Source organism: Extensimonas soli, from assembly GCF_029211265.1.
Lineage (GTDB): Bacteria > Pseudomonadota > Gammaproteobacteria > Burkholderiales > Burkholderiaceae_C > Extensimonas > Extensimonas soli.
In genome coordinates this window covers 83,362-107,876 of the sequence record NZ_JARGEL010000016.1, presented here as the reverse complement: position 1 = coordinate 107,876, position 24,515 = coordinate 83,362, and the positions used below count along the sequence as shown (strand labels likewise).

Here is a 24,515-nt window from a genome sequence, read left to right as displayed (position 1 = left end):
GCAAGCGCTGCAAGCTATCTAATCAGTAGTCTTTTGCCGTCCGCGTCGCGCCGCGTACAAGCCTGCCTGGCCGACAACTTGCTACGCTTGCGGGCATGACGATGAAAGCGTACCGCGGCGCCTTGCTGTATTTCTCCGGCCCGGGCCAGGCCTGTTACGAATCCGACGGGCTGCTCGTCGTCGGTGCGGATGAATCCGTTGTGCCTGGCGCGGCGGATGCGCCGGCCTGTCCGCGCGTGCTCGCCGTGGGCAGCTACAGCGCGCTGGCGCCGCGCTTTGCGCACGTGCCGACCACGCATTTTGCGGGCCGCATCCTCGCGCCGGGCTTCGTGGACATGCACATCCACTACCCGCAGACCGACGTGATCGGCGCGCCTGCCGAAGACCTGCTCGACTGGCTCGAGCGCTACACCTTTCCGCACGAGGCGCGCTTTGCCGATCCGGCGTACTGTGCCGCGGTGGCCGAATTCTTCCTCGACGAGCTGCTGCGCCACGGCGTGAGCACGGCGCTCACCTTTGCCACCTCGCACCCGGCCTCGGTCGATGCGCTGTTCGCGGCGGCGCAGCGGCGGCGCATGCGCCTCATCACCGGCAAGGTGCTGCAAGACAGGCATTCGCCCGAGGGCGTGCGCGACGACACCGTGCAAAGCCTGGTCGACACCGAGGCGCTGATCCAGCGCTGGCACGGCGTCGATCGGCTCGGCTACGCGATCACGCCGCGCTTCGCCCCCACGAGCACGCCTGCGCAACTGCGCGGCGCGGGCGAACTTGCAGCGCGCTACCCGGACACGTGGATCCAGTCGCACGTGGCGGAAAACGTGAACGAAGTGCGCTGGGCGCGCGAGCTGTTCCCCGCCGCGCGCAGCTACCTCGCGGTGTATGACGACTTCGGCCTGCTGCGCGAGCGCGCCGTGTATGCGCACTGCATCCACCTCGACGCCGCCGACCGCGCGCTGCTGCGCCAGCGCCACACGGCCGCTGCCGTGTGCCCGAGCAGCAACCTGTTTCTCGGCAGCGGCTTTTTCGACTACGCCGCCGCCGAGCGCACGGGCTTTTGCTATGGTTTGGCGAGCGACGTGGGCGGCGGCACGGGCTTCAGCCCGTTTCACACCATGCTTGCGGCCTACTACGTGGCGCGCGAAGGCCAGACCAAGACGGGCCTGGGCCTCACGCCGCAGCAGCTGTGGTGGCAACACACGGCAGGCGCTGCGCAGGCCTTGGGCCTGGCCGGCGTGGTCGGCAACCTGCAGCCGGGCTGCGAGGCCGACTTCCTGGTCCTCAACCCCGCCGCCACGCCTTTGCTCGCGCGCAAGACGGCGCAGGCGGGCAGTCTGGATGAATTGCTGTTCGCGCTGATCGTGCTGGGGGACGACCGGGTGGTGGAGCGGTGCTTCGTGGCGGGGCAGGGGTGAGGACGAGGTCTGCACGGACTTGCGCGGTGCTTTTTTGCCGCGCTCGCCCTTACACCGTCCCGCCGACGGTCAGGCCGTCTATGCGCAGCGTGGGCTGGCCCACGCCCACGGGCACGCTCTGGCCCTCTTTGCCGCAGGTGCCCACGCCCGTGTCCAGGCGCAGGTCCTTGCCGATCAGGCGCACGCCCTGCAGGCATTCAGGGCCGCTGCCTATGATGGTGGCACCCTTGACGGGGTAGAGCACCTTGCCCTTTTCGACCCAGTAGGCTTCGCTGGCCGAGAACACGAATTTGCCCGAGGTGATGTCCACCTGACCGCCGCCGAAGTTGGTTGCGTACAGGCCGCGCTCCAGGCTGGCGACGATTTCGGCGGGCTCCTTGTCGCCGGCCAGCATGTAGGTGTTGGTCATGCGCGGCATGGGAATGTGAGCGTAGCTCTCGCGCCGGCCGTTGCCCGTGGCGGGCACGCCCATGAGGCGCGCGTTGAGCGCGTCCTGCAGGTAGCCGCGCAGAATGCCGTCCTCGATCAGCACGTTGCGCTGGCTCACGTGGCCCTCGTCGTCGATGTTGAGCGAGCCGCGCCGCGCCGCGATGGTGCCGTCGTCGAGCACGGTGACGCCCTGCGCCGCCACGCGCTCGCCGATGCGGCCGCTGAAGGCGCTCGCGCCCTTGCGGTTGAAGTCGCCTTCGAGCCCGTGGCCCACGGCCTCGTGCAGCAGGATGCCGGGCCAGCCGGGGCCTAGCACCACGCTCATCTCGCCCGCGGGTGCCGGGCGCGCGTCCAGGTTCACGAGCGCGCCGTGCACGGCCTGATCGACGTATTCGGTGATCAAGGCGTCGTCGAAAGCCGCGAGCCCGAAACGCCCGCCGCCACCGGCCGAGCCCATTTCGCGCCGGCCTTTTTGCTCGGCGATCACCGTGAGCGACAGGCGCACGAGCGGGCGCACGTCAGCCGCGAGCGTGCCGTCGGCGCGCGCCACCAGCACCACGTCGTACTCGCTCGCCAGGCCCGCCATGACCTGCACGATGCGCGGGTCCTTGGCGCGCGCGCGCTGCTCGACTTTTTCGAGCAAGGCCACCTTGGCCGTGCTGTCCAGCGTGGCGATGGGGTCGGTGGCGGCGTAGAGGTTGCGGCTGGGTGCTATCTTTGGCGTAGCTACACGCGCACGTCCTGCCTTGCCAGAGGCCGAAATCGTGCGCACGGTGTGGGCGGCGTCGAGCAGCGCCGCCGCGGAGATGTCGTCGGAGTAGGCGAAGGCGGTTTTCTCGCCGCTCACGGCGCGCACGCCCACGCCCTGGTCTATGCTGAAGGAGCCCGTTTTGACGATGCCTTCTTCGAGGCTCCAGCCTTCGCTGCGCGTGTATTGGAAATACAGGTCGGCGTCGTCCACGCGGTGCGCGCGGATCTCGGCCAATGCGTGGCTGAGGTGGCTTTCGTCGAGGCCGAAGGGCGCGAGCAGCAGGGCGCGCGCGATGTCCAGGCGCTCGGCGGTCGCGGCGCGCCGTGGCGCGGCAGAGGTAGTGTGGGACGTCATGCGCTGATTTTAGAGAGCGTGTGCGGAGCCTGCTGCTGCGCGCGCGCCACCGACATCAAAATGCCCAGCGCCAGCCCCAGCGTGACCATGGCCGTGCCGCCGTAGCTGATGAAAGGCAGCGGCACGCCCACCACGGGCAGGATGCCGCTGACCATGCCCGTGTTGACGAAGGCGTAGGCGAAGAAAATCGTCGCCACGGCCCCCGCCATGAGGCGCCCGAACAAGGTGTTTGCGCGCAGCGCGATCGCCAGGCCGCGCCACACCAGCAGCACGAAGCAGGTGATCAGCACCAGGTTGCCCGCGAGGCCGAATTCCTCGGAAAACGCCGCAAAGATGAAGTCCGTGGTGCGCTCGGGGATGAATTCGAGGTGCGTCTGCGTGCCCGCCATGAAGCCCTTGCCCCAAAAACCGCCCGAGCCTATGGCGATCATGCCCTGGATGATGTGAAAGCCCTTGCCCAGCGGGTCGCGCGTGGGGTCCAGCAGCGTGCAGATGCGCTGCTGCTGGTAGTCGTGCAGCACCGGCCAGCGCACGCCCTCGGCGCACAGCGTGGGCTCGTACCAGACGATCAGCACCACGGCCACGGCGCCCAGCAGCACCGGCGGCAGCACCAGCTTCCAGGGCAGGCCGGCGAAGAAAATCACCGACAGCCCCGCAGCCAGCACCAGCAGTGCCGTGCCCAGGTCGGGCTGCTTCATGACCAGGCCCACGGGCACGGCCAGCAGCAGCGCGGCCACCCCGAAGTCGAGCGCACGCAACTGGCCCTCGCGCTTTTGGAACCACCAGGCGAGCATCATGGGCATGGCGATCTTGAGCAGCTCGCTCGGCTGGATCACCACCACGCCCAGGTCCAGCCAGCGCTGCGCGCCTTTCTTGGTCAGGCCGAACAAGGCCACGGCCACGAGCAGCGCCACTCCGAGCGCATACAGCGGCACCGCCAGCACCATGATTTTCTGCGGCGTCACCTGCGCCACGACGAACAAGATCAGCGCCGCGAGCAGCATGTTGCGCCCGTGGTCAACAAAGCGCGTGCCGTGGTCGTAGCCCGAGGAATACATCGCCAGCAGCCCCAGGCCCGCGAGCCCGGCCACGAGCACGAGCACCGGCAGGTCAAAGCCGCGCAGCAGCATCAGCGCACGCTGCGCCAGGGTGGGTTTGTCGATCACGGCAGCCATGGCGAGATTATCCGCGGCGGCCCACAATGGGCGCCCAAGCTGGCGCTGATGCCGCGCGGCACTTGCGACCATTGCATTCGCCATTCATTTCGGGGCCCACACCATGCCAACCACGCACCTGCTCTACCTGCACGGCTTTCGCTCCTCGCCGCAATCGGCCAAGGCCCGTTTGATGGCGCAATACCTCGCGCACCAGCACCCCGAGGTGCACTGGTGGTGCCCGCAGCTGCCGCCCTCGCCGCGCGCCGCGATGGAGCTGGTGCGCCAGGGCATCGCCGACTGGCCGCACGCCAGTATGGCCGTGGTGGGCTCCTCGCTCGGCGGCTATTACGCGAGCTGGGTGGCGCAGCAGGCGCGCTGCGCCAGCGTGCTGCTCAACCCGGCCGTCGATCCGGCGCGCGACCTGGTCAACTACATCGGTGAACAAAGCGCCTGGCACGACCCGAGCCAGCATTTTTATTTCCGCCCCGAGTATGTCGAAGAGCTGCGCGCGCTCGACACGCGCGGCCTGCCGCCCGCGGGGCCCGAGTTCGCGCTCATCGCCAAGGGCGACGAACTGCTCGACTGGCGCGAGATGGTGGGCCGCTATCCATACGCCAAGTTATTGCTGCTCGAAGGCAGCGACCATGGGCTCAGCGACTTTGCCGCGCACTTGCCCGCAGTGCTGGAGTTTCTGGGCCTCGCCGGGGCCGCGCGCTGATGGTGGATCAGCGCGCGGCACCCTGCGTGGGGGGCTCTCTGCGCTGCCAGCGCGCATAGTCTGCCGGGTAGGCAATGCGGTAGCGCAGCTCCTGCTCGGCTGCCACGTCGCTGCGCCCGAGCTGGCGTGCGCTGACGATCAGGGGCTCGATCACGCGCGGCTCTGGCGAAAAGTGCAGCAGGCTTTGCGCGAGCGTGAAGGTCTGCGCCGCGTTCGCGGGCGTGATCGCCGTGAGCGGCATGCTCGTGAGCAGGGCGAAATCGACCGAGTCGGCAAAAAACAGGGTGTTGGAGACTTTGGTAATCGTGTTTTCGCGCAGCGCAGGCGCGCGCTCGGACACGGGGCGGTAAATCTGGCTCACGCGCCAGTAGTCCCAGCCCGCATAGGCGCCCAGCACCAAAATACCCGCCCAAACCAGCGCAGCGCCATAGCGCAACAGCGTAAAGCGCTCCCAAAACCGGGGTAGATCGCGCCACAGCAGCGCCACGGCAAAAAGCGCCGCAAGCTGGAACGGCCCGTACCACAGCGGAAACTCCACCAGGCTGTGCAGCCCAATGAGGGCGAGCACGCCCCAGGCGAGCTGGCGTGCGGGTGCGGCCTCGCGCCAGGGGCGCGCCTGCCAGACCCAGGCCAGCACGGCCCCACAGGCGAGCAGCGCCACGGGCACGCCCAGTTCCACGGCCAGGTGCAGCGGCAGGTCGTGCGCGTTGTCGAGCAGCAGGCAAAAGCGCGTGCCGGGGAACAGCGTCATGTAGTGCGCGTAGTCGAGCTCGCCCCAGCCCCAGCCTGTCCAGGGCTTTTGCGCGATCAGGTACAGCACGTTCGACCAGAGCACGCGCCGGCTCACGCAGGCGCGGCCCTCGCCGCCAAAGCGAAGGAACAGGTCTTCGGCCTGAAAACCCGTCCACTGCAGCAGCAAGCCCGGCAGCAGCCAGGCCCAGGCCAGGTACAGCAAGACACCCACGACCGCCAAGCCGAGCGCCAGCCGCCCCGTGCTGCGCCGCCACAGCGCGAGCAGCGCCACGATGACGAGCCACTGCAGCGCGCCGGTGCGCGAAGTGGTCGCCGCGCTCGCGAGTGCGATCCAGGCAAGCGCCCACGCGAGCAGCACGCCCGCCAGCACGAGCGGCCCCTTCCTTGCGCCGTGCGCCGGTGGCTGCTGCTGCAGCTGGGCCTGCGCCTGCACCACGAGCCACAGCAGCGCCCAAGCGCCCAGCGCGAGCAGCGTGGCCTGCTGGTTGCGCTGGCGCAGATTGCCTATGGCCTGGCCGGGCGTGGAAGGCTGCACCCAGGGCGCGAGGCCCACGTCGCCCCAGAAATACTGCACCAGCCCCACGCCGCCGGCCAAGATGGCGGCGAACACCAGCCCGAGCGCGCATTGCGTGGCAAAAAAATCCGGCCCGCTGGAGGCCGCCGCACCCGCACCCGCGCGCCGCCGCGCCGCCGCGCGCACGCCCGCGAGCGCCGCGAGCAGCAAAATGCAGGCCCACGCGCCCAGCACGGGCCAGAAGTTGCTGAGTGGCGGCGCCGTGTACGAAAACACGAAAGGCCAGGCCACGGCGAGCAGAGTGAGCGGCGCAACGAAGGCATCGATGGGCATGGCGTGGGCAAGGGCGCTGCGAAGGGGGCGGGAAATGTGAGCAGCGGATCATAGGCGCATGGGACAATCCGCAGGATGTACGCATTGTTTGAAGAGGCCGGCAAATTCCTGACCGGCCGCATCCTTTCCGAAGCCGAAAGCTCCGCGCAGGTCGAGCTCGAATCGGGCAAGCGCGTGAAGGTCAAGGCGGCGAACCTGCTGCTGCGCTTTGCCCAGCCCGAGCCGGCGCCACTGCTCGCGCAGGCGCAAGAAGTGGCGCAGGGCATAGAGCTGGACCTGGCCTGGGAGTTCGCGCCCGAGGGCGAGTTTGGCTTTGCCGAGCTCGCGCGCGAGTATTTCTCGGCGAGCGCGCCGCTGGCCGAGCAGGTCGGCATGCTCTTGCGCCTGCACGAGGCGCCGCACTACTTCCGCCGCGCGGGCAAGGGCTGCTTCAAGAAGGCGCCGCCCGAGGTGCTGCAGCAGGCGCTCGCTGCGCTCGAGAAGAAAAAGCAGCAGCAGCAGCAAATCGCCGACTGGGCGCAGGAGCTCGCCGCGGGCCGCTGCCCCGCGCCGATCCGCGCGCAGCTCTACAAAATCCTGTTCAAGCCTGACAAGAACGCGCCCGAATACAAGGCCGTGGTCGAGGCCAGCCGCGCCACGCACACCGCGCCGCTCGCGCTGCTGCAACAGGCCGGCGCGATCGACTCGGCCTACCAGTTCCATTGGCAGCGCTTTTTGTTCGAGGACTTCCCGCAGGGCACGGCCTTTCCGCCGCTGCCCGTGCCGCCGCCGCCCGAGGACTTGCCGCTCGCGCCCGTGCAGGCGTATTCGATCGACGACTCGCACACCACCGAGATCGACGACGCGCTCTCGCTGCAGGGCCTGGGCACGGGCACCGTGGTGCTGGGCATCCACATCGCGGCGCCGGGGCTGGGCCTGGCGCCCGGCAGCGCGCTCGACCAGGTGGGGCGCCGGCGCCTGTCCACCGTGTACATGCCGGGCTACAAGATCACCATGCTGCCCGAAGACGTGGTGCGGGTTTACACGCTCGAGGCCGGGCGCGCCAACCCTGCGGTGTCGCTGTACGTGAGCATCGACGAGGCCACGCTCGAAGTCCGCGCGAGCGAAACGCGCCTGGAGCGCGTGCCCGTGGCGCACAACCTGCGCCACGACCAGCTCGACCACATCGTCACCGAGTCCTGGCTTGGCGACCCTGCGGTTCAATACGAAAACACGCCTGAGCCCTTGTTGGACTTGCGTGAGCAGCTCACTTTTCTATACCGCCTTGCGCTCGCCCTCAAAGCGCAGCGTGAGCTAGTGCGCGGCAAGCCCGAGAACTTCACGCGGCCGGACTACAGCTTTCGCCTCGTGGGCAACGACGGCGCCGAGCCCACGGGCAGCGAACAGGTGCAGATCAGCGTGCGCCGGCGCGGCGCGCCGCTGGACCTGATCGTGGCCGAGGCGGCCATCGTCGCCAACAGCCGCTGGGGCGCGTGGCTGGCCGAGCTGGGCGTGCCCGGCATCTACCGCAGCCAGGCCAGCATGGCGCCGGGCGTGAAGGTGCGCATGGGTACCAAGGCGCTGCCGCACGCAGGGTTGGGCGTGCCGTGCTACGCCTGGAGCACCTCGCCGCTGCGCCGCTACACCGACCTCGTGAACCAGTGGCAGATCATCGCCTGCGCGCGCCACGGGCGCACGGCCGCGCTCGCCGCGCCCTTCAAGCCCAAGGACGCCGAGCTGTTCGCCATCCTCAGCAGCTTCGACGCCGCCTACAGCAGCTACAACGCCTACCAGGCCAGCATGGAGCGCTACTGGACGCTACGCTATCTGCAGCAAAACGGCATCACCGAGCTCACCGCCACGGTGCTCAAGGAAGGGCCGCAGGGCGACGCGCTGGTGCGCGCCGACAGCCTGCCGCTGGTCTTTGGCGTGCTCGGCGCGCAAGGGCTGCCGCGCGGTGCGCAGGTGCGCGTGCAACTCGGCGCGATCGACGAATTCACGCTCGACGTGCGCGGCACCGTGCTCGAGCGCCTGGACACCGGCACGCCGCCTGCCGCCGACGCGCAGCTCGACCTCGAGGAAGGCGGCGAAGAAGGCCAAGAGGCTGCTGCGGGCCCGATCACCATCGCCGTCGATGTGGCGGGCGATGCGGGCGAAGGGGGTGCGCCGGGCGAAGAAACCTCGCCGGCTACACCGCAGGCCGATCCCACCCAAGCCGCCACCGCATAGGCCGCACCGTGAACCCGCTCGCGTCGCTGCGCTCCCTCGACCTGTTCCAGCGTGCATTGCTGTTTTCCGTGGCCGTGCACGCGGTGCTGCTCACGGTGCGCTTCGTGAACCCCGTGGCGGTGCAGCGCGTGTTCCAGGACACGCCGCTCGAAGTCATCCTCGTGAACGCGCGCTCCGACGACCGGCCCGACAAGGCGCAGGCCATCGCGCAGACGCAGCTCGCCGGCGGCGGCGCGGCCGAGCGCGGGCGTGCCACGAGCCCGCTGCCGTACTCCGCGCTCACCGCTGCGGGCAACGACGTCGAAGACGCCCAGCGCCAGACCGAGGCCCTGCTCGAACAGCAGACCCAGCTGCTCGCGCAGCTGCGCCGCCAGCTCGCCAACATGCCGCCGCCCGATCCGCGCCAGAGCAGCGACAACCCCGGCGCCACGGCGCAGGAAGACAAGCGCCGCCAGCTGCTCAAGCTGCTCGCCGAGATCGAAAAGCGCATCAACGAGCAAAACGCCCGCCCGCGCAAGCGCTACATCAGCCCGAGCACGCGCGAAGCCGCCTACGCGATCTACTACGACGCGCTGCGCCGCCGCGTCGAAGACAAGGGCACGCAAAATTTCCCCGAAGCCCAGGGCAAAAAGCTCTACGGCGAGCTGACCATGATCCTTACCGTGAACCACGACGGGCGTGTGCTTGCCACCGAGGTCGTGCAAAGCTCGGGCAACGCGCTGCTTGATCGGCGCGCCGAAGCCATCGCGCGTGCCGCCGGGCCCTTCGGCCCTTTCAGCGCCGCCATGCGCCGTGAGGCCGACCAGATCGCCATGGTGGCGCGCTTCAAGTTCACGCGCGAGCAAACCTTGGAAACCAACCTGCGTTCCACGCCATGACCTTTGCCGCGACCGAAGCCCCGGCGCCCCCGAGCGCCGCACCCGACCTCTATGCCGTCATGGGCCACCCCGTGGCGCACAGCCGCTCGCCAGCGATCCACCGTCGCTTTGCCGAACTCACGGGGCAGCACATCGCCTACGAAGCCTGCCTGCTGCCGCTCGACGGCTTTGCCCAGGGCGTGCGCGACTTCATCGCGCGCGGCGGGCGCGGCTGCAACGTCACCGTGCCCTTCAAGCACGAGGCCGCGCAGATCGCCACGCAGCGCAGCGCGCGCGTGGCGCTGGCCGGCGCCGCGAACACCCTCCTGTTCACGGCAGATGGCGGCATTTACGCCGACAACACCGACGGCCTGGGCCTGGTGGCCGACATCACGCGCAACGCGGGCGTGGCGCTGGCCGGGCGCGACGTGCTGCTCGTGGGCGCGGGCGGCGCGGCCGCGGGCGTGCTCGGGCCGCTGCTAGCCGCCGGCGTGCGCCACCTCACCGTGGCGAACCGCACGCTGGCCAGGGCACAAGCCCTGGTGCAGGCGCACACCGACCTCGCATCACTCTTGAAAGTAGAGCTTACAGCGCATACCCCACAAGCGCTGGAGGCCGATTTCGATGTGATCATCAACGCCACCGCGAGCAGCCTCGCCGGCGCCGAGGTGCCCGTGCCCGCGCGCGTGCTGCGCCCCGGCAGCCTGGCCTACGACATGATGTACGGCCCCGCCGCGCACGGCTTTTTGCACTGGGCGCAGCAGTACGGCGCGCGCCCGCGCGACGGCCTGGGCATGCTCGTGGAGCAGGCGGCCGAGTCGTTCGCGCTCTGGCGCGGCGTGCGCCCGCCCTCGGCGCAGGTGCTGGCCGAACTGCAGGCGCAGCTTCAGGCCGAATCACACGCCGCGTCCCCGGCCGCAGCACCCGTCCAGGCGTCGGCGCCGCTGCCCGCCGCCGGGGCCAAAGCCTGAGCCCGCCCGCCGCGATGAAACCGCTGCTGCGCTGGCTCGCTCTGGTGCTGCTCGCCGCCGTGGCGCTGGAGCTGTTTTTCGTGCTGCGCATCGCGCTCATGGCCGGGGTCGATCCGCAGTCCACGAGCTTTCAGCGCTCCGAAATCTGGGCGCAGCTGCACCGCCGCGGCAGCCTGCACTGGCAGCAGCAATGGGTGCCGTATGCGCAGATTTCCGACCACCTCAAGCGCGCCGTGATTGCGTCCGAAGACGACGGCTTCACGAGCCATGAGGGCGTCGATTGGAACGCTGTCGAAAAAGCCTGGGAGCGCAACGCCCGGGCCGAAGCGCAGGCGCAGGCGCGCGCGGCCCGGGCCGGCAAAGCGGCGCCCGCAGCCAGCGCCGCGCGACCGCAGCGCGCGCCCAAAATCCGCGGCGGCTCGACCATCACGCAGCAGCTCGCGAAAAACCTGCTGCTCTCGGGCGAGCGCACGCTGCTGCGCAAGGGGCAGGAATTCGTGCTCACGATGGCGCTGGAGCTTTTCCTGAGCAAGCAGCGCATCCTCGAGATTTACCTCAACAACGTCGAATGGGGCGAGGGCGTGTTCGGCGCCGAAGCCGCGGCGCAGCACTACTACCGCAAAAGCGCCGCGCGCCTCACGCCCGCCGAGGCCGCGCGCCTGGCCGTGATGCTGCCCGCGCCCAAGCGCTTCGAGAAAACGCCAGGCTCGGCCTACCTCGCAGGCCGCACGCGCACCATCCTCGCGCGCATGGGCAGTGCAGAATTGCCATGAGAGCATCCCCATTTTTATGGATAAAAATGGCCTGTAGTCATTATCCATCCTTCACAAGTAGCTATCACGAAAGTAGCGCATGCGCATCCTCGGCATAGACCCCGGCCTGCAGACCACGGGCTTTGGCGTGATCGAGGCGCAGGGCCAGGCGCTGCGCTACGTGGCCAGCGGCACCATACGCACCACGGCGCTCGCGCTGGGCGACCTGCCGGGGCGGCTCAAGCTGCTGTTCGACGGCATCGGCGAAGTCGCGCAGCGCTACCAGCCCGAGGCCGCGGCGGTGGAGATCATCTTCGTCAACGTCAACCCGCAATCCACGCTGCTCCTGGGCCAGGCGCGCGGCGCCTGCATCACCGCGCTCGTCGCGCGCGACCTGCCCGTGGCCGAATACACCGCGCTGCAGATGAAAAAAGCCGTGGTCGGCCACGGCCGCGCCGCCAAGAGCCAGGTGCAGGAGATGGTGCGCCGCCTGTTGCAGCTGCCCGGCCTGCCCGGCCCCGACGCTGCCGACGCGCTGGGCCTCGCGATCACGCACGCCCACGCCGGCGCCGCCATGGCGCGCCTGGGCAGCGCCGCCACCCTGCAGCGCCGCCAACACGCGATGTTCAAGGGCGGGCGCAGTTATTGACTCCTGCCCGGGGCGGGTTGGCTATGGGGCAAGCAGCCGGAAAAAATGGGCCGCTGCGACGCATGTGCAGCTGACGATTCCAAAGTCCGACAGGCTCCTCGGCGACGGCATGTGTGCGTGCGCACAAAACCGGCGCATCGCGCACAATCACCGCATGACTGCATTGCACTGCCCCCCACTTTCCATGCTCGACCTGGTGCCCGTGCGCGCCGATGCCACCGTGGCCGACGCCCTGCGCGTTTCGTTGCAGACGGCGCGGCATACGGAGCGCCTGGGTTTTTTGCGTTACTGGGTTGCCGAGCACCACAACATCGACGGCATCGCGAGCTCGGCCACGGCCGTGCTCGTGGGCTACATCGCGGGCGGCACGGAGCGCATCCGCGTGGGCTCTGGCGGCATCATGCTGCCCAACCATGCGCCGCTGGTCGTGGCGGAGGCTTTCGGCACGCTGGCCGAGCTCTATCCGGGCCGCATAGACCTGGGCCTGGGCCGCGCACCCGGCACCGACCCGGCCACCATGCGCGCGCTGCGCCGCGACCGCATCGAAAGCGTGGAAGACTTCCCGCGCGACGTGGCCGAGCTGCAGCACCTGCTCGCGCCGCCCGCGCCAGGTCAGCGCCTCGTCGCCACGCCGGGCGCGGGCACGAATGTGCCGATCTGGCTGCTCGGCTCCAGCCTGTTTTCGGCACAGCTCGCGGCCGAGCGCGGTCTGCCCTATGCGTTCGCCTCGCACTTCGCGCCGCGTCTGTTGCACCAGGCCATTGACTTGTACCGGCAGCAGTTCCGCCCCTCGGACGTGCTCGCCAAACCTTACGTGATGATCGGCGTGCCCCTGATTGCCGCACCCACCGATGCCGAGGCCGAACTCCTTGCAAGCAGCATGTACCAGCGCGTGCTCGGCATCCTGCGCGGCGAGCGCCTGCGCCTGCAGCCGCCACAGGAGAATTTCATGGCGCGCCTGCATCCGCAGGAGCGCGCGGCGATCCAGGACTTTCTGGCCGCGGCCGTCATCGGCAGCCCCGACACCGTGCGCCGCGGCTTCGCGCAGCTCGTGCAGAGCACGCAGGCCGACGAGTTCATCCTGACCTGCGACATCTACGACCCGGCACTGCGCCTGCGCTCGCTCGACATCGCAGCGCAGGTGCGCGACGAGATGAACGGCGCGGCCGCAGCCTCACAAGGAGCCGCCTGAGCGCGGCAGGTGCGGCGCTGCGTGCGGGCTCAGCCCCGCCTGAGCGATCGGTTGATCGAGCAGCGGCGCCGCGCGGTCGGCCCGCGCTCAGCGTGCCAAATAACCGCCGTCTATGGGGTAGTAAGCCCCGGTGACGAAGGAGGCACGCTCGCTCGCGAGCCAGGTCACGAGTTCGGCCACCTCTTCGGCGCGGCCCAGCCGCCCCAGGGGGTGCGCGGCAACGAGCATGGCGTTTGTGGCCGGGTCGTCCTCGAAGCGGCCGATCATGGGCGTGTGGATGAAGCCCGGCCCGACGGCGTTCACACGCACGCCCTGCGCGCCGTACTCGAGCGCTGCCGTCTGTGTGAGCCCGACCACGCCGTGCTTGGCCGCGGTGTAGGCCGCAGAGCCCGCAAAGCCCACCGCACCGAGGATGGACGCCATGTTGATGATGGAGCCGCCGCCGCTTTGCAGCATTGCGGGGATCTGGTACTTCATGCAGTAGAACACGCCCGAAAGGTTGATGCCCAGCACGTGCATCCAATCTTCGAGCGGGTAGTCTGCCAGCGGCATGCTCGTGCCGCTCACGCCGGCGTTGTTGCAGGCCACGTCGAGGCGGTCGAAATACGTCATGGTCTGCGCGACCAGCGAGCGGCAGTCCGCGGGTTTATAGACGTCGGTCGCGATGTACAGCGCCTCGCGGCCGCAGGCACGCACCAGCGCAGCCGTTTCTTCGCCCCCCGCCGCGTTCAGGTCCGACACCACCACATGCGCCCCTTCGCGCGCCATGGCGAGCGCGATGGCCCGCCCAATGCCCGAGGAGGCGCCCGTGACCAAAGCCACCTTGTCTTTCAGCATGCTGTGCTCCTTGCATTTAACCCAGATTGTCCATGAGGCGGCGCTTCGCGCCTACGCGGGCGCTGGCGGACGTCTGACGGTCATTTTGACCGCCGCTTCGGCGTCCATGGCCCCGGCCATGGACTTCTCACCCGCGACCAAACTGCCTCGCCAGCCGCCTCGCCATCGTCCCGCGTCCTAATGAACAATCTGGGTTTAACCCAGATTGTCCATGAGGCGGCGCTGCGCGCCTACGCGGGCGCTGGCGGACGTCTGACGGTCATTTTGGCCGCCGCTTCGTCGTCCATGGCCCCGGCCATGCACTCCTCAGCCGCGACCAAACTGCCTCGCCAGCCGCCTCGCCATCGTCCCGCGTCCTAATGAACAATCTGGGTTTACCGCCCGCAGCCCCGCGCCGCAGGCCCGCAGCCATTGTGCCGGCAGCGCATGACACAAGCCTATGGTTGCGCGCCGCGCCAAGGCGGGAGGCTCATCCGGGCATCAATGCACGCCGCGCAGCGCGCGCCGGTATTGCATGGCTTCGGCGACGTGCGTGAGCTGTGTGCTGCGCGCGCCGGCCAGGTCGGCGATGGTGCGCGCGAGCTTGAGCACGCGGTGCGTGCTGCGCGCCGACCAGCCCAGGCGTGCCGCGGCCTGCTGCAAAAAGGGCGCGGCGGCCGCGTCCAGCAGCAGGTATGCGTCGAATTCCTGCCCTTGCAGCGCCTGGTTGGTCTTGCCCTGGCGCGCGAGCATGCGGGCGCGCGCCTGCTCCACGCGCGTGCGCAGGCTTGCGGTGCTCTCGCCGGGCGGCGTTTGCAGCAGCTGCTCTGGCGGCAGCGCGGGTACTTCGACGTGCAGGTCGATGCGGTCCAGCAGCGGGCCGCTGAGCTTGCCCTGGTAGCGCGCCACCTGGTCGGGCGTGCAGCGGCACACGCGCTGCGTCGCGCCCAGGTAGCCGCAAGGGCAGGGGTTCATGGCCGCGACGAGCTGGAACTGCGCCGGGTACTCGGCGCGCATGGCCGCGCGTGCGATCGTGATCTGCCCGGTCTCGAGCGGCTCGCGCAGCGCCTCGAGCGCGGCGCGCGGAAACTCCGGCAGTTCGTCGAGAAACAGCACGCCATGGTGCGCGAGCGAGATTTCGCCGGGCCGCGGCGGCGTGCCACCACCCACGAGCGCCACGGCGCTTGCCGTGTGGTGCGGCTGGCGCGTGGGGCGCAGGCCCCATTGCGCGGGGCTGAAGTGGCCTGCAAGGCTCGCGATGGCCGCGCTTTGCAAGGCTTCGTCCAGCGTCATCGCCGGCAGCAGTCCGGCAAAGCGCCGCGCGAGCATGGACTTACCCGAGCCCGGCGGCCCCACCAGCAGCGCGCTGTGGCCGCCGGCCGCGGCGATCTCCAGCGCACGCTTGGCCGCGGCCTGGCCTTTCACGTCGGCCATGTCGGCGCCGTCGCTGCCCTGCGCCATGGGCGTGGGTTGCAGGCGGCACCAGCCGTCCGCATCCGTGTCGTCCGCCAGTGCGCCCGCGTCCGTGGGCAAGAAGGCGCGCACCACGTCAAGCAAATGGCGCGCACGCACCACCTGGGCGCCGGGCACGAGCGCGGCCTCTTCGGCGCTGCCGGGCGGCAGCACCAGCGTGGCTTCGACCTTCTGCGTCTGCAGCGCCAGACTGGTTGCAAGCGCGCCGCGCACCGGGCGCAGGGCGCCAGACAGGGACAGCTCGCCCGCAAACTCGTGGCCCGCAAGGCGCGCGCCGTCGATCTGCCCGCTGGCCGCGAGGATGCCCAGCGCGATCGGCAGGTCGAAGCGCCCTGAATCCTTGGGCAGATCGGCGGGCGCAAGGTTGACCGTGATGCGCTTGTTGTGCGGAAACTCCAGCCCCGCGTTGAGCAGCGCGGAACGCACGCGCTCGCGCGCCTCCTTGACCTCGACGTCGGCAAGCCCGACCAGCGTGAAGCTTGGCAGACCATTGGCTAGATGCACCTCCACGGTGACGGATGGCGCCTGCAGCCCCAAAAGGGCGCGGCTTTGCACCAAAGCAAGACTCATGGACAGGGTTCTCCACCAAACGGGTGCGCCGCGGAAATTTTGCAGCGCCATTCCCCGGAAATGTAACGGTTCGCGTGATCGCGCAAGGGCTGGCGCCGGATGGAGCGTACATGGCACGTTCCGTGCTTTGAGGCTTGCGTCGCAACTTTTCAACGCATCGGAGGAAGAATGATCCCCAAGTCCGTCAAGTCGCTGGGCCTCGCGCTGGCCACTGCCCTGCCTCTGTTCGCCCACGCGCAGTTCACTGGCAACGTCAGCCTGACGAGCAACTACAAGTTCCGCGGGCAGGACCAGGACACCAGCAAAATGAAGGCTGTCAAGCCGGCCATACAGGGCGGCTTCGACTACAGCTTCGCCGACACCGGGTTTTACCTGGGCAACTGGAACTCCAGCGTGGACTGGCTGCCGAACAACTCGATCGAAAGCGACCTGTATGGTGGCTACAAATTCAAGGCCGGTGAATTTGACATGGACGTGGGCATGATCGCCTATCTTTATGCGAGCAACAGCGCAGGCAACACCGTCGAGCTCTACGGCGCGGCCGCCTATGGCCCCTTCACGCTCAAGTATTCGCACACGGTCTCCGAGGACTATTTCAACTACGCCGACGCCAAGCACACCAGCCGCTCGGGCCGCAACACGGGCTACCTGAATCTGGCTTATGCACAAGAAGTGATGCCCAAGGTCACACTCAAGGCGTCCCTCGGCTACACCCATTTTGCCGGCGACATCCACGACCTGGGTGTGCCGCACTACGTCGACTACAGCGTCGGCGGCAGCTACGACTTCGGTAGCGGCCTGAGCCTGGGCGCGGCCGTGGCCGGCGCCAACAAGAAGGGCTTTTTTGGCGACGTCAACAAGGCGCGCCTGATCGTCACTCTGACCAAAACCATGTAATCCATCCAGGGTGCTGGTCAGCGCCCGTTTTTTGAGGAGTCGCAAATGAAAATGGTGACAGCCATCATCAAACCCTTCAAGCTCGACGAGGTGCGCGAAGCCCTCTCCGAGATCGGGGTGCAGGGCATCACGGTGACCGAGGTCAAGGGCTTCGGGCGCCAGAAAGGCCACACCGAGCTCTACCGCGGGGCCGAGTACGTAGTCGATTTCTTGCCCAAGGTCAAGATTGAGGCCGCCGTCGCAGACGAGCTCGTCGAGCGCGTGATCGAATCCATCGAAGGTGCGGCGCGCACCGGCAAGATCGGCGACGGCAAGATTTTCGTGAGCCACCTCGAGCAGGTGGTGCGCATTCGTACCGGCGAAACCGGCAAAGAGGCCCTGTGAGCGGCGCATCGCATCAGAGAGAGGAAAAGCCATGAAAAAACTACTCGCTTCCCTGGCGCTGGGCCTGAGCCTGTGGGCCGGCATGACGACCGCCGGCGCACAAACCCCGGAACCCGCCGCCAGTGCCCCGGCCGCGGCTGCAACTGCAGCCCCCGCACCCGCATCCGCCGCACCGGCTGCCGAGGCCGCAGCGCCCGCTGCCGCACCGGCGCCCACGCCGAACAAAGGCGACACCGCGTGGATGATGGTGTCCACGCTGCTGGTGATTTTGATGACCGTGCCCGGTCTGGCCTTGTTCTACGGCGGCCTGGTGCGCAGCAAGAACATGCTGTCGGTGCTGATGCAGGTCATGGTCACCTTCTCGCTGATCGTCGTGCTGTGGGCCGTTTATGGCTACAGTCTGGCCTTCACGGAGGGGAATGCCTTCATCGGCGGCTTCGACCGGCTCTTCATGAAAGGCATCTGGGACAACGTCGCCGGCACCTTCGCCAATGCGGCCACCTTCAGCAAAGGCGTGGTGATCCCCGAGATCGTCTATGCCGCATTCCAGGCGACTTTTGCAGGCATCACCTGCACGCTGATCGTTGGCGCCTTCGCGGAACGCATCAAGTTCTCGGCCGTGCTGCTGTTCTGCGCGCTGTGGTTTACCTTTGCCTATGCGCCCATCGCGCACATGGTGTGGTTCTGGATGGGCCCCGACGCCTACGCCAGCAAGGACGTGGTGGACGCCCTGAATGCCAAGGCCGGCTACATCTGGCAAATGGGCGCGCTGGACTTCGCCGGCGGCACCGTGGTGCACATCAACGCCGCCGTCGCCGGCCTGGTGGGCGCGTTCATGGTGGGCAAGCGCATCGGCTACGGTAAGGAATCGATGGCGCCGCACAGCCTCACGCTGACCATGGTCGGCTCCGCCCTGCTGTGGGTGGGCTGGTTCGGCTTCAACGCCGGCTCCGCACTCGAAGCCAATGGCGTCGCCGGCCTCGCCTTCATCAACACCTTCTTCGCCACGGCTGCTGCGGTGCTGGCCTGGTCCGTGGGTGAAGCGCTGCACAAGGGCAAGGCCTCGATGCTGGGTGCGGCCTCGGGTGCTGTCGCCGGGCTCGTGGCCATCACGCCGGCGGCCGGCAACGTCGGCATCGGCGGCGCGCTGGTCATTGGCATCGTCGCCGGCTTCGCCTGCCTGTGGGGTGTGACGGGGCTGAAGAAGATCATCGGCGCGGACGACTCGCTCGACGTGTTCGGCGTGCACGGCGTGGGCGGCATTCTGGGCGCCCTGCTGACCGGCGTCTTCAACGCACCGGGCCTCGGCGGGCCGAGCACCGTGGCCGACATGGTCACGATGACCATGACCACGCCGGACGCCTACTCCATCGCTGCGCAGGTGTGGATCCAGGCCAAGGCCGTGCTGATCACCATCGTGTGGTCGGGTGTGGTGTCCTTCATCGCCTACAAGATCGTGGACCTGACCATAGGCCTGCGCGTGTCGGAAGAAGAAGAGCGCGAAGGTTTGGACATTTCGTACCACGGCGAAACGGCCTACAACCGGTGAGGGGGATGGGGGCTGCAGCCGCAGACCGGCCTGCAGCCCCCTTTATTTACGCAGCGGTGTTTCGTGCACCCATGAAAAAAGCCCCCGCGGGGGCTTTTTTCATGGGTGCAGCTGACGCAACGGGCAGCTGCAGGCGATCAATAACTGTCGCCGCCGTAGCCGCCGCCGCTGCGACCACCACCACCGCCACTGCGCGGGCCCGAGCCGTAAGGGCTGCGGAAACCACCTTCGCTGCGACCGCCGCCTTCACGGCCACCGCCGTAACCGCCGCCACCGCCGCTGCGGCCATAGCCACCGCCGCCACCACCGCCGTAGCCACCACCGCCACCGCCGTAGCCACCACCACCGGAACGCGGCGGACGCGGCTCCATGGGACGGGCCTCATTGACCACCAAGCTGCGCCCGGCCATGGGCTGGCCGTGCAAGCCTTCGATGGCGGCCTGCGCCTCTGCATCGCTGCCCATTTCGACGAAACCAAAGCCCTTGGAGCGACCGGTGTCGCGCTCCATCATGACTTTGGCGCTGGTGACAGTGCCGAACTGACCGAAGGCTTGCTCCAGATCGCTGTCGCGCACGGAATACGGCAGATTGCCGACGTAAAGTTTGTTGCCCATCGAAGGACTCCTAAAAATACCTGAAAAACGCGATAGAGCCCCGAAACGCAAGCCGCCCATTCCGACGAAATACCTGTGCGCCAACTCACGGATCATCGCAAACACAAATGCGAGAAAACCTCGCGGCGTCATTATGACTTACAAGTCGAACGAAAACGCAAGAAAAATCATCGCTGCAGGTGGCGAGGTTGTGGTTTTGATGCCGCAAACAGAGAACGGGAGTGTCAGAATTTCTGGGTGTGAGGGGTTTGGCAGTTTTCTATCGAGGCCTCAGCCAAGCCGCCGGAGGTTGCGCCGACGCGGGGCGGTTTCACATCCGAAGTGCTCGGCGAAGTAGTCGATCGTTTCCGCGGCCTGCGTTCCTTCACGGAGCTGCTTCTGTTCATCAAAGTCCATCGACGACACCAGGTAGATGAACTGATCGTCGGCTGCTAGTGTAGTGTTTGATGCTTGATGCGACAAATAAAACCGATGGATTTTTGGTCTGGGCAAGGCGCAAACCGCAGCGATACCGGGGGGTATCGCGAGGATTTGCAACGCGGCCCGGGCCGAAAAGACGCGGTTTTATGTCGCAGATAGCGTCGAACACTACACTAGGAGCGTAAGCCACCCCCACGCGAAGCGCTGAATAGACTACCGCGCAGCGCCGAACATCGCTCTTGGGACGGCCGGGGGCGCAAGACATAACAGACCATTACCCGAACCCGCAGGGCGCGCAGCGGTCGGCCACCAAGCGCAGCACTGCGCAGCGACTGGCCGACTTTGGGTAATGCGCTGTTATGTTCAATCGCTTGCGATTTACCCCCGGCCGGCCTGGGTGCAATCGAGCACAGCGAGTAAGCAGGGGTTGAGGTAGCCGACGGAGCCGCGCGCAAAGCTGGCGGCGCAGGCGGCGGGCAGTACGCGCCGAGGCCGGCCAAGCGCAAAAGTCGGCGCTGGCGGGACGGCGATAACAGGAGCGACAAAGCCAGTGGCGCAGCCTCTGGCGTGGTGGAGCACCCGACACGGTAGCCGCCTGCAAGCCGCAAGCCGGCGAGCAGATTGACCGCTGGCCGGCGCAGTGGCGCAGCGGCGGCGGGACAGGAGGTCAGGCGGTGACCGGAGGCACGAAGCCAGGGCACGGGGTTTGCGCGCTGGCGGGGTTCAGGTTGGCACGGCGCAGCGCAGGCGCGGGGCTTGCGGGTTCTGGTGCAAGCGCCGTGACTGATCGGTCAAGGGGTGATGCGCCCGTGCCTGCCACTTGTCGGTTGATACCATTATTTGCTACCATTTGGCCATGAAGCGAAAGCACCAGCGCACCTTGGACTTGATCTTTTCCCGGCCCGTGTCAGCCAACGTTCGCTGGGCCGACATCGAGGCGCTGTTCGTCGAGTTGGGCGGGCAGGTTGCCGAGCGGGAAGGATCGCGCATACTGGTGCGCTTGTTTGGCGACAGACGGGTATTCCACCGACCGCATCCCGAGCCGACCACGGACAAGGGCGCGGTGGAGGCCATCCGCAAGTGGCTTGAAGAACACGGAGTGAAACCATGAACACTATGACGATCAACGGCTATCAGGCGGTCATCTCATTCGACCCGGACATTCAGATGTTCCGGGGGGAGTTCGTCGGGCTGAACGGCGGGGCCGACTTCTACGCCAAGGATGTCGATGGCCTGCGCCATGAAGGCGAGATTTCCTTGCGGGTCTTCCTTGAAGCCTGCGCCGAGGATGGCGTCGATCCGCGCAAGCACTTCTCGGGCAAGTTCTCCCTGCGCGTTGATCCCGAATTGCACGAAGCCGCCACCATCGCCGCCGCCGCGCATGGGCAGAGCCTCAACCAGTGGGCCGCCGAGGCGATCCGGCAAGCGGCGCATGCAGGATGAGGGACGGTGACATTGCGAAAACCGGGTATGGAACCGGGTACGAAATGGGCTGTCAGTCCGTTACAGCCTGTAGTCATGCGTCATGCGGCTTTCCAGTCGCACTTCGCATTTAGACGTTGAACAAAAAGTTCATCACATCCCCATCTTTGACCACGTAATCCTTGCCTTCGGCGCGCATCTTGCCGGCTTCCTTGGCGCCCTGTTCGCCCTTGCAGGCGATGAAGTCGTCAAACGCGATGGTCTGGGCGCGGATGAAGCCGCGCTCGAAGTCGCCGTGGATCACGCCGGCGGCTTTGGGGGCGGTGTCGCCGATGTGGATGGTCCAGGCGCGCACTTCCTTGACGCCGGCGGTGAAGTAGGTCTGCAGGCCCAGCAGCTGGTAGGCGGCGCGGATCAGGCGGTTCAGGCCGGGTTCGTCCTGGCCCAGCTCCTTGAGGAATTCGAGCCGATCGGCCTCGTCCATTTCGGCGAGTTCGGCCTCGATCTTGGCGCAGATGGCGACCACGGGGGCGTTCTGGCGTGCGGCGTAGTCCTTGAGGCGCTCGAGCAGCGGGTTGTTCTCGAAGCCGTCTTCGCTGACGTTGCCCACGAACATCGCCGGCTTGGCGGTGATCAGGCACAGGGGCTTGAGCAGGGCGCGCTCGGCGTCGCTGAGCGCGAGCGTGCGCACGGGCTGGCCTTCATTCAACGTGGCCTGCACCTTGGTGAGCAGCTGCACCAGGGCGGCGGCCTCCTTGTCGTTGCCGCTCTTGGCGGCCTTGGTGTTGCGCTGCAGGGCTTTTTCGACGGTGCCGAGGTCGGCCAGGCACAGCTCGGTCTGGATGACTTCGATGTCGGCGATCGGATCGACCTTGCCGGCCACGTGGATCACGTTCGGATCTTCGAAGCAGCGCACCACGTTGATGATGGCGTCGGTCTCGCGGATGTGCGCGAGAAACTGGTTGCCCAGGCCTTCGCCCTGGCTCGCACCCGCGACGAGGCCCGCAATATCGACGAACTCGACGATGGCCGGCACGATGCGCTCGGGGTGGATGATTTCGGCCAGCTGCTGCAGGCGCGGATCGGGCACTTCGACCACGCCGGTATTGGGCTCTATGGTGCAAAAAGGGTAGTTTTCGGCGGCGATGCCGGCCTTGGTGAGGGCGTTGAAGAGGGTGGACTTGCCCACGTTGGGCAGGCCCACGATGCCGCATTGGAGGCTCATGGCAGGGCTTTCTGGGTTCGCAAATAAACGCTTGATTTTACGAGGCGGCCCTTTGAGTTCCGACTTGCAGCCCCTTTTGCGCCCGGTTTTCGCCCGGTTTGCGTACCGCCTGCGCGCAGCGTGGGTACGAAGCGCGCTCCTACAATGCCTGCCATGGCGCAAACCTATGACATTTGTATCCGTGGGGCCGGGATCGTGGGGCGTACCCTGGCTTTGTTGCTCGCGCGCGAGCGGCTGCGCGTGGCGCTGGTCGCGGCGCCGCCGCCCGAAGGCGCCGCGCCCGACGTGCGCGCCTACGCGCTCAACGCGGCCTCGCGGCAGCTGCTCGAAGGCTTGCGCGCCTGGCCCGACACCGAACACGCGACCGCCGTCACACGCATGCAGGTGCATGGCGACCAGGGCGCGCAGTTGCATTTCGACGCCGGCGAACTCGGCGCCGAGGCGCTGACCTGGATCGTCGACGTGCCCGCGCTCGAGGCGCGTCTGGCCGAGGCCGTGCGCTACCAGCCGCAGGTCGAGCTGGTGGCCGAGCCCCAGCCTGCGGCGCTCACCGTGGTGTGCGAAGGCCGCGCGAGCCGCACGCGCGCCGAGTTCGGCGTGGAGTTCGAGCACACGCCCTACGGGCAGCACGCCATCGCCACGCGGCTGCACTGCGAGCGCCCGCACGCGCAGGTGGCGCTGCAATGGTTTTTGCCTGACGGCAGCATCCTTGCCTTTTTGCCGCTCGAGGGCGCGCACGGTCATGCCGTGGCCGTGGTGTGGTCGGTGCCGCAGGAACTCGCGCCGCAGCTGCTCGCGCTCGCGCCCGAGGACTTCGCGCAGCAGCTCGAAACGGCCAGCCAGGGCGCGCTGGGCGCCTTGCAGTTGCACGGCGAGCGCGTGGCCTGGCCGCTGCAGCTCGCGCAGGCGCGCCAGTGGTGCGGCCCCATGCCCGACGCGGCGGCCACTTCTGCCGCCGGCGCGCGCAGCTGGGTGCTTGCGGGTGACGCCGCGCACAACGTGCATCCGCTGTCCGGCCACGGGCTGAACCTGGGTCTGGGCGACGTGCAGGCGCTCGCGCACGTGCTGCACGGGCGCGACTACTGGCGCAGCGTGGGCGACCTGCGCCTGCTGCGCCGCTACGAGCGCGAGCGCAAGGCGGCCTTGCTGCCCATGCGGCTCACCACCGACAGCCTGCAGCAGCTGTTCGCGCGCCGCGAGGCCCCCGTGCAGCTGCTGCGCAACCTGGGGCTGCGCGGCTTCGAGCACAGCGGCCCGCTCAAAACCTGGATGGCAAAACAGGCCATGGGCGCCGCACAGTCTGCGTGAGGCGCTCCTTTTTTGATATTTTCACGATCCACACCATGCACCCTTTTTCTGCCTTGCTGGCCGGCGCCGCGCTGGCCCTGAGCTTTGCGGCCCAGGCCCAGGAAGCCACGATCCGCAAAAACCTGGCCGAGCGCATCCCGCAGCTCGAAAAAATCGACGAGGTGCGCACCACGCCCATGCCGGGGCTGTACGAGGTGCGCGTGGGCACCGACCTGTTTTACAGCGACGCCAAGGGCAACTACCTGATCCAGGGTGAGCTCATCGACACGCAGGCGCGGCGCAACCTGACCGAAGACCGCATCCACCAGCTCACGGCGGTGGACTTTGGCGCGCTGCCGATCAAGGACGCGATCCCCATCGTGCGCGGCAACGGCAAGCGCAAGCTCGCGGCCTTTGAAGACCCGAACTGCGGCTACTGCAAGCGCTTCGAGCGCGATCTGCAGGGCGTGGACAACGTCACGGTGTATCTGTTCCTCTACCCCATCCTGAGCCCCGACTCGGCCGAGAAATCGCGCAACATCTGGTGCGCGAAAGACCGCGCCGCCGCCTGGCAGGACCAGATGCTGCGCGACAAGCCCGCCCCCGCGGCGAGCTGCGACACCAGCGCGCTGCAGCGCAACCTCGCTTTCGGGCGCAAATACAAGATCACCGGCACGCCCACGCTGATCTTTGCGAACGGCGCGCGCGTGCCCGGCGCGATCGGCATGGCCGAGCTCGAAAAGCGCCTCGCCGAACCTCTTGCTGCCACCCCCCGCTGAGAAGCTGAGGCCGCCGCGCACATGCTCGA

Annotated in this window: 23 protein-coding genes; 15 read left to right on the top strand and 8 right to left on the bottom strand. The window is 67.8% G+C overall.

Annotated features, from left to right (window positions below):
• Nucleotides 1-101 precede the first annotated feature (101 nt).
• Nucleotides 102-1,412: a guanine deaminase gene (gene guaD / locus PYV55_RS07610; protein WP_275850177.1), complete on the top strand. Its 1,311-nt coding sequence runs from the start codon at nt 102-104 to the stop codon at nt 1,410-1,412.
• Nucleotides 1,413-1,461: 49 nt separating this feature from the next.
• On the opposite strand, the gene tldD is transcribed toward guaD, so the two are convergent.
• Both tldD and rodA read right to left on the bottom strand, forming a co-directional pair.
• On the bottom strand, nt 1,462-2,946 hold the full coding sequence (gene tldD, locus PYV55_RS07605) for a metalloprotease TldD (protein WP_275850086.1): 1,485 nt from the start codon (nt 2,944-2,946) through the stop codon (nt 1,462-1,464).
• Nucleotides 2,943-4,121: a rod shape-determining protein RodA gene (gene rodA, locus PYV55_RS07600; protein WP_275850085.1), complete on the bottom strand. Its 1,179-nt coding sequence runs from the start codon at nt 4,119-4,121 to the stop codon at nt 2,943-2,945. Before rodA ends, tldD begins: the two co-directional genes overlap by 4 nt.
• A gap of 103 nt (nt 4,122-4,224) precedes the next feature.
• On the opposite strand from rodA, the gene PYV55_RS07595 reads away from it, so the two are divergent.
• Nucleotides 4,225-4,821 (top strand): YqiA/YcfP family alpha/beta fold hydrolase, encoded by a 597-nt coding sequence (locus PYV55_RS07595; RefSeq protein ID WP_275850084.1) that lies wholly within the window; start codon nt 4,225-4,227, stop codon nt 4,819-4,821.
• A gap of 7 nt (nt 4,822-4,828) precedes the next feature.
• Here the strand turns inward: PYV55_RS07595 and PYV55_RS07590 are convergent, their stop codons facing one another.
• Nucleotides 4,829-6,421, bottom strand: a complete 1,593-nt coding sequence (locus PYV55_RS07590) for a PglL family O-oligosaccharyltransferase (protein ID WP_275850083.1) — start codon at nt 6,419-6,421, stop codon at nt 4,829-4,831.
• A 75-nt stretch (nt 6,422-6,496) separates the two neighbouring features.
• On the opposite strand from PYV55_RS07590, the gene PYV55_RS07585 reads away from it, so the two are divergent.
• The 6 genes from PYV55_RS07585 (at nt 6,497) to PYV55_RS07560 (ending at nt 13,050) form a co-directional block, all read left to right on the top strand.
• A complete protein-coding gene (locus tag PYV55_RS07585) occupies nt 6,497-8,629 on the top strand; it encodes a ribonuclease catalytic domain-containing protein (protein WP_275850082.1) in 2,133 nt (710 codons plus the stop codon).
• A gap of 8 nt (nt 8,630-8,637) precedes the next feature.
• The gene (locus PYV55_RS07580; protein WP_275850081.1) at nt 8,638-9,507 is read left to right on the top strand and encodes an energy transducer TonB; all 870 of its coding nucleotides are present in this window, start codon (nt 8,638-8,640) and stop codon (nt 9,505-9,507) included.
• Nucleotides 9,504-10,457, top strand: coding sequence for a shikimate dehydrogenase (gene aroE, locus PYV55_RS07575; protein WP_275850080.1), 954 nt, complete (start codon nt 9,504-9,506; stop codon nt 10,455-10,457). Before PYV55_RS07580 ends, aroE begins: the two co-directional genes overlap by 4 nt.
• Nucleotides 10,458-10,471: 14 nt before the next feature.
• A complete protein-coding gene (locus tag PYV55_RS07570) occupies nt 10,472-11,230 on the top strand; it encodes a transglycosylase domain-containing protein (protein ID WP_275850079.1) in 759 nt (252 codons plus the stop codon).
• 79 nt (nt 11,231-11,309) lie between these two features.
• Nucleotides 11,310-11,858 (top strand): crossover junction endodeoxyribonuclease RuvC, encoded by a 549-nt coding sequence (ruvC, locus tag PYV55_RS07565; protein WP_275850078.1) that lies wholly within the window; start codon nt 11,310-11,312, stop codon nt 11,856-11,858.
• 154 nt (nt 11,859-12,012) lie between these two features.
• A complete protein-coding gene (locus tag PYV55_RS07560; RefSeq protein ID WP_275850077.1) occupies nt 12,013-13,050 on the top strand; it encodes an LLM class flavin-dependent oxidoreductase in 1,038 nt (345 codons plus the stop codon).
• A gap of 87 nt (nt 13,051-13,137) precedes the next feature.
• Here PYV55_RS07560 and PYV55_RS07555 read toward each other — a convergent pair whose 3' ends face one another.
• Together PYV55_RS07555 and PYV55_RS07550 are read right to left on the bottom strand one after the other, a co-directional pair.
• A complete protein-coding gene (locus PYV55_RS07555) occupies nt 13,138-13,887 on the bottom strand; it encodes an SDR family NAD(P)-dependent oxidoreductase (RefSeq protein ID WP_275850076.1) in 750 nt (249 codons plus the stop codon).
• 480 nt (nt 13,888-14,367) lie between these two features.
• Entirely contained in the window at nt 14,368-15,909 is a 1,542-nt protein-coding gene (locus PYV55_RS07550) for a YifB family Mg chelatase-like AAA ATPase (protein WP_275850075.1), read from the bottom strand.
• Nucleotides 15,910-16,077: 168 nt separating this feature from the next.
• Between PYV55_RS07550 and PYV55_RS07545 the strand changes: the two genes are divergently transcribed.
• From PYV55_RS07545 to PYV55_RS07535, 3 genes are read left to right on the top strand one after another with little or no spacing between them, the layout of a single operon-like run.
• Entirely contained in the window at nt 16,078-16,806 is a 729-nt protein-coding gene (locus tag PYV55_RS07545) for a TorF family putative porin (RefSeq protein WP_275850074.1), read from the top strand.
• Between the two features lie 45 nt (nt 16,807-16,851).
• A complete protein-coding gene (gene glnK, locus PYV55_RS07540; RefSeq protein ID WP_275850073.1) occupies nt 16,852-17,190 on the top strand; it encodes a P-II family nitrogen regulator in 339 nt (112 codons plus the stop codon).
• A gap of 31 nt (nt 17,191-17,221) precedes the next feature.
• Entirely contained in the window at nt 17,222-18,739 is a 1,518-nt protein-coding gene (locus tag PYV55_RS07535; protein ID WP_275850072.1) for an ammonium transporter, read from the top strand.
• A gap of 137 nt (nt 18,740-18,876) precedes the next feature.
• On the opposite strand, the gene PYV55_RS07530 is transcribed toward PYV55_RS07535, so the two are convergent.
• A complete protein-coding gene (locus tag PYV55_RS07530; RefSeq protein WP_275850071.1) occupies nt 18,877-19,353 on the bottom strand; it encodes an RNA recognition motif domain-containing protein in 477 nt (158 codons plus the stop codon).
• Between the two features lie 270 nt (nt 19,354-19,623).
• Nucleotides 19,624-19,749, bottom strand: coding sequence for a hypothetical protein (locus tag PYV55_RS07525; RefSeq protein WP_275850070.1), 126 nt, complete (start codon nt 19,747-19,749; stop codon nt 19,624-19,626).
• A gap of 880 nt (nt 19,750-20,629) precedes the next feature.
• Here PYV55_RS07525 and PYV55_RS07520 point away from each other — a divergent pair.
• Entirely contained in the window at nt 20,630-20,884 is a 255-nt protein-coding gene (locus tag PYV55_RS07520; protein WP_275850069.1) for a type II toxin-antitoxin system HicA family toxin, read from the top strand.
• Nucleotides 20,881-21,216, top strand: coding sequence for a type II toxin-antitoxin system HicB family antitoxin (locus PYV55_RS07515; protein WP_275850068.1), 336 nt, complete (start codon nt 20,881-20,883; stop codon nt 21,214-21,216). The genes PYV55_RS07520 and PYV55_RS07515 overlap by 4 nt, the downstream gene beginning before the upstream one ends.
• A 109-nt stretch (nt 21,217-21,325) precedes the next feature.
• Here PYV55_RS07515 and ychF read toward each other — a convergent pair whose 3' ends face one another.
• The gene (ychF, locus tag PYV55_RS07510) at nt 21,326-22,420 is read right to left on the bottom strand and encodes a redox-regulated ATPase YchF (RefSeq protein WP_275850067.1); all 1,095 of its coding nucleotides are present in this window, start codon (nt 22,418-22,420) and stop codon (nt 21,326-21,328) included.
• 153 nt (nt 22,421-22,573) lie between these two features.
• Between ychF and PYV55_RS07505 the strand changes: the two genes are divergently transcribed.
• The gene (locus PYV55_RS07505) at nt 22,574-23,728 is read left to right on the top strand and encodes an FAD-dependent monooxygenase (protein ID WP_275850066.1); all 1,155 of its coding nucleotides are present in this window, start codon (nt 22,574-22,576) and stop codon (nt 23,726-23,728) included.
• 35 nt (nt 23,729-23,763) lie between these two features.
• Nucleotides 23,764-24,486 (top strand): DsbC family protein, encoded by a 723-nt coding sequence (locus PYV55_RS07500; RefSeq protein ID WP_275850065.1) that lies wholly within the window; start codon nt 23,764-23,766, stop codon nt 24,484-24,486.
• Nucleotides 24,487-24,515 lie beyond the last annotated feature (29 nt).

What these genes read in the sequence shown, in the direction of transcription:
- guaD (WP_275850177.1), top strand. Translation starts at nt 102, where the DNA reads ATGAAAGCGTACCGCGGCGCCTTGCTGTATTTCTCCGGCCCGGGCCAG.
- tldD (WP_275850086.1), bottom strand. Translation starts at nt 2,946, where the DNA reads ATGACGTCCCACACTACCTCTGCCGCGCCACGGCGCGCCGCGACCGCC.
- rodA (WP_275850085.1), bottom strand. Translation starts at nt 4,121, where the DNA reads ATGGCTGCCGTGATCGACAAACCCACCCTGGCGCAGCGTGCGCTGATG.
- PYV55_RS07595 (WP_275850084.1), top strand. Translation starts at nt 4,225, where the DNA reads ATGCCAACCACGCACCTGCTCTACCTGCACGGCTTTCGCTCCTCGCCG.
- PYV55_RS07590 (WP_275850083.1), bottom strand. Translation starts at nt 6,421, where the DNA reads ATGCCCATCGATGCCTTCGTTGCGCCGCTCACTCTGCTCGCCGTGGCC.
- PYV55_RS07585 (WP_275850082.1), top strand. Translation starts at nt 6,497, where the DNA reads ATGTACGCATTGTTTGAAGAGGCCGGCAAATTCCTGACCGGCCGCATC.
- aroE (WP_275850080.1), top strand. Translation starts at nt 9,504, where the DNA reads ATGACCTTTGCCGCGACCGAAGCCCCGGCGCCCCCGAGCGCCGCACCC.
- PYV55_RS07570 (WP_275850079.1), top strand. Translation starts at nt 10,472, where the DNA reads ATGAAACCGCTGCTGCGCTGGCTCGCTCTGGTGCTGCTCGCCGCCGTG.
- ruvC (WP_275850078.1), top strand. Translation starts at nt 11,310, where the DNA reads ATGCGCATCCTCGGCATAGACCCCGGCCTGCAGACCACGGGCTTTGGC.
- PYV55_RS07560 (WP_275850077.1), top strand. Translation starts at nt 12,013, where the DNA reads ATGACTGCATTGCACTGCCCCCCACTTTCCATGCTCGACCTGGTGCCC.
- PYV55_RS07555 (WP_275850076.1), bottom strand. Translation starts at nt 13,887, where the DNA reads ATGCTGAAAGACAAGGTGGCTTTGGTCACGGGCGCCTCCTCGGGCATT.
- PYV55_RS07550 (WP_275850075.1), bottom strand. Translation starts at nt 15,909, where the DNA reads ATGAGTCTTGCTTTGGTGCAAAGCCGCGCCCTTTTGGGGCTGCAGGCG.
- PYV55_RS07545 (WP_275850074.1), top strand. Translation starts at nt 16,078, where the DNA reads ATGATCCCCAAGTCCGTCAAGTCGCTGGGCCTCGCGCTGGCCACTGCC.
- glnK (WP_275850073.1), top strand. Translation starts at nt 16,852, where the DNA reads ATGAAAATGGTGACAGCCATCATCAAACCCTTCAAGCTCGACGAGGTG.
- PYV55_RS07535 (WP_275850072.1), top strand. Translation starts at nt 17,222, where the DNA reads ATGAAAAAACTACTCGCTTCCCTGGCGCTGGGCCTGAGCCTGTGGGCC.
- PYV55_RS07530 (WP_275850071.1), bottom strand. Translation starts at nt 19,353, where the DNA reads ATGGGCAACAAACTTTACGTCGGCAATCTGCCGTATTCCGTGCGCGAC.
- PYV55_RS07525 (WP_275850070.1), bottom strand. Translation starts at nt 19,749, where the DNA reads ATGGACTTTGATGAACAGAAGCAGCTCCGTGAAGGAACGCAGGCCGCG.
- PYV55_RS07520 (WP_275850069.1), top strand. Translation starts at nt 20,630, where the DNA reads ATGAAGCGAAAGCACCAGCGCACCTTGGACTTGATCTTTTCCCGGCCC.
- PYV55_RS07515 (WP_275850068.1), top strand. Translation starts at nt 20,881, where the DNA reads ATGAACACTATGACGATCAACGGCTATCAGGCGGTCATCTCATTCGAC.
- ychF (WP_275850067.1), bottom strand. Translation starts at nt 22,420, where the DNA reads ATGAGCCTCCAATGCGGCATCGTGGGCCTGCCCAACGTGGGCAAGTCC.
- PYV55_RS07505 (WP_275850066.1), top strand. Translation starts at nt 22,574, where the DNA reads ATGGCGCAAACCTATGACATTTGTATCCGTGGGGCCGGGATCGTGGGG.
- PYV55_RS07500 (WP_275850065.1), top strand. Translation starts at nt 23,764, where the DNA reads ATGCACCCTTTTTCTGCCTTGCTGGCCGGCGCCGCGCTGGCCCTGAGC.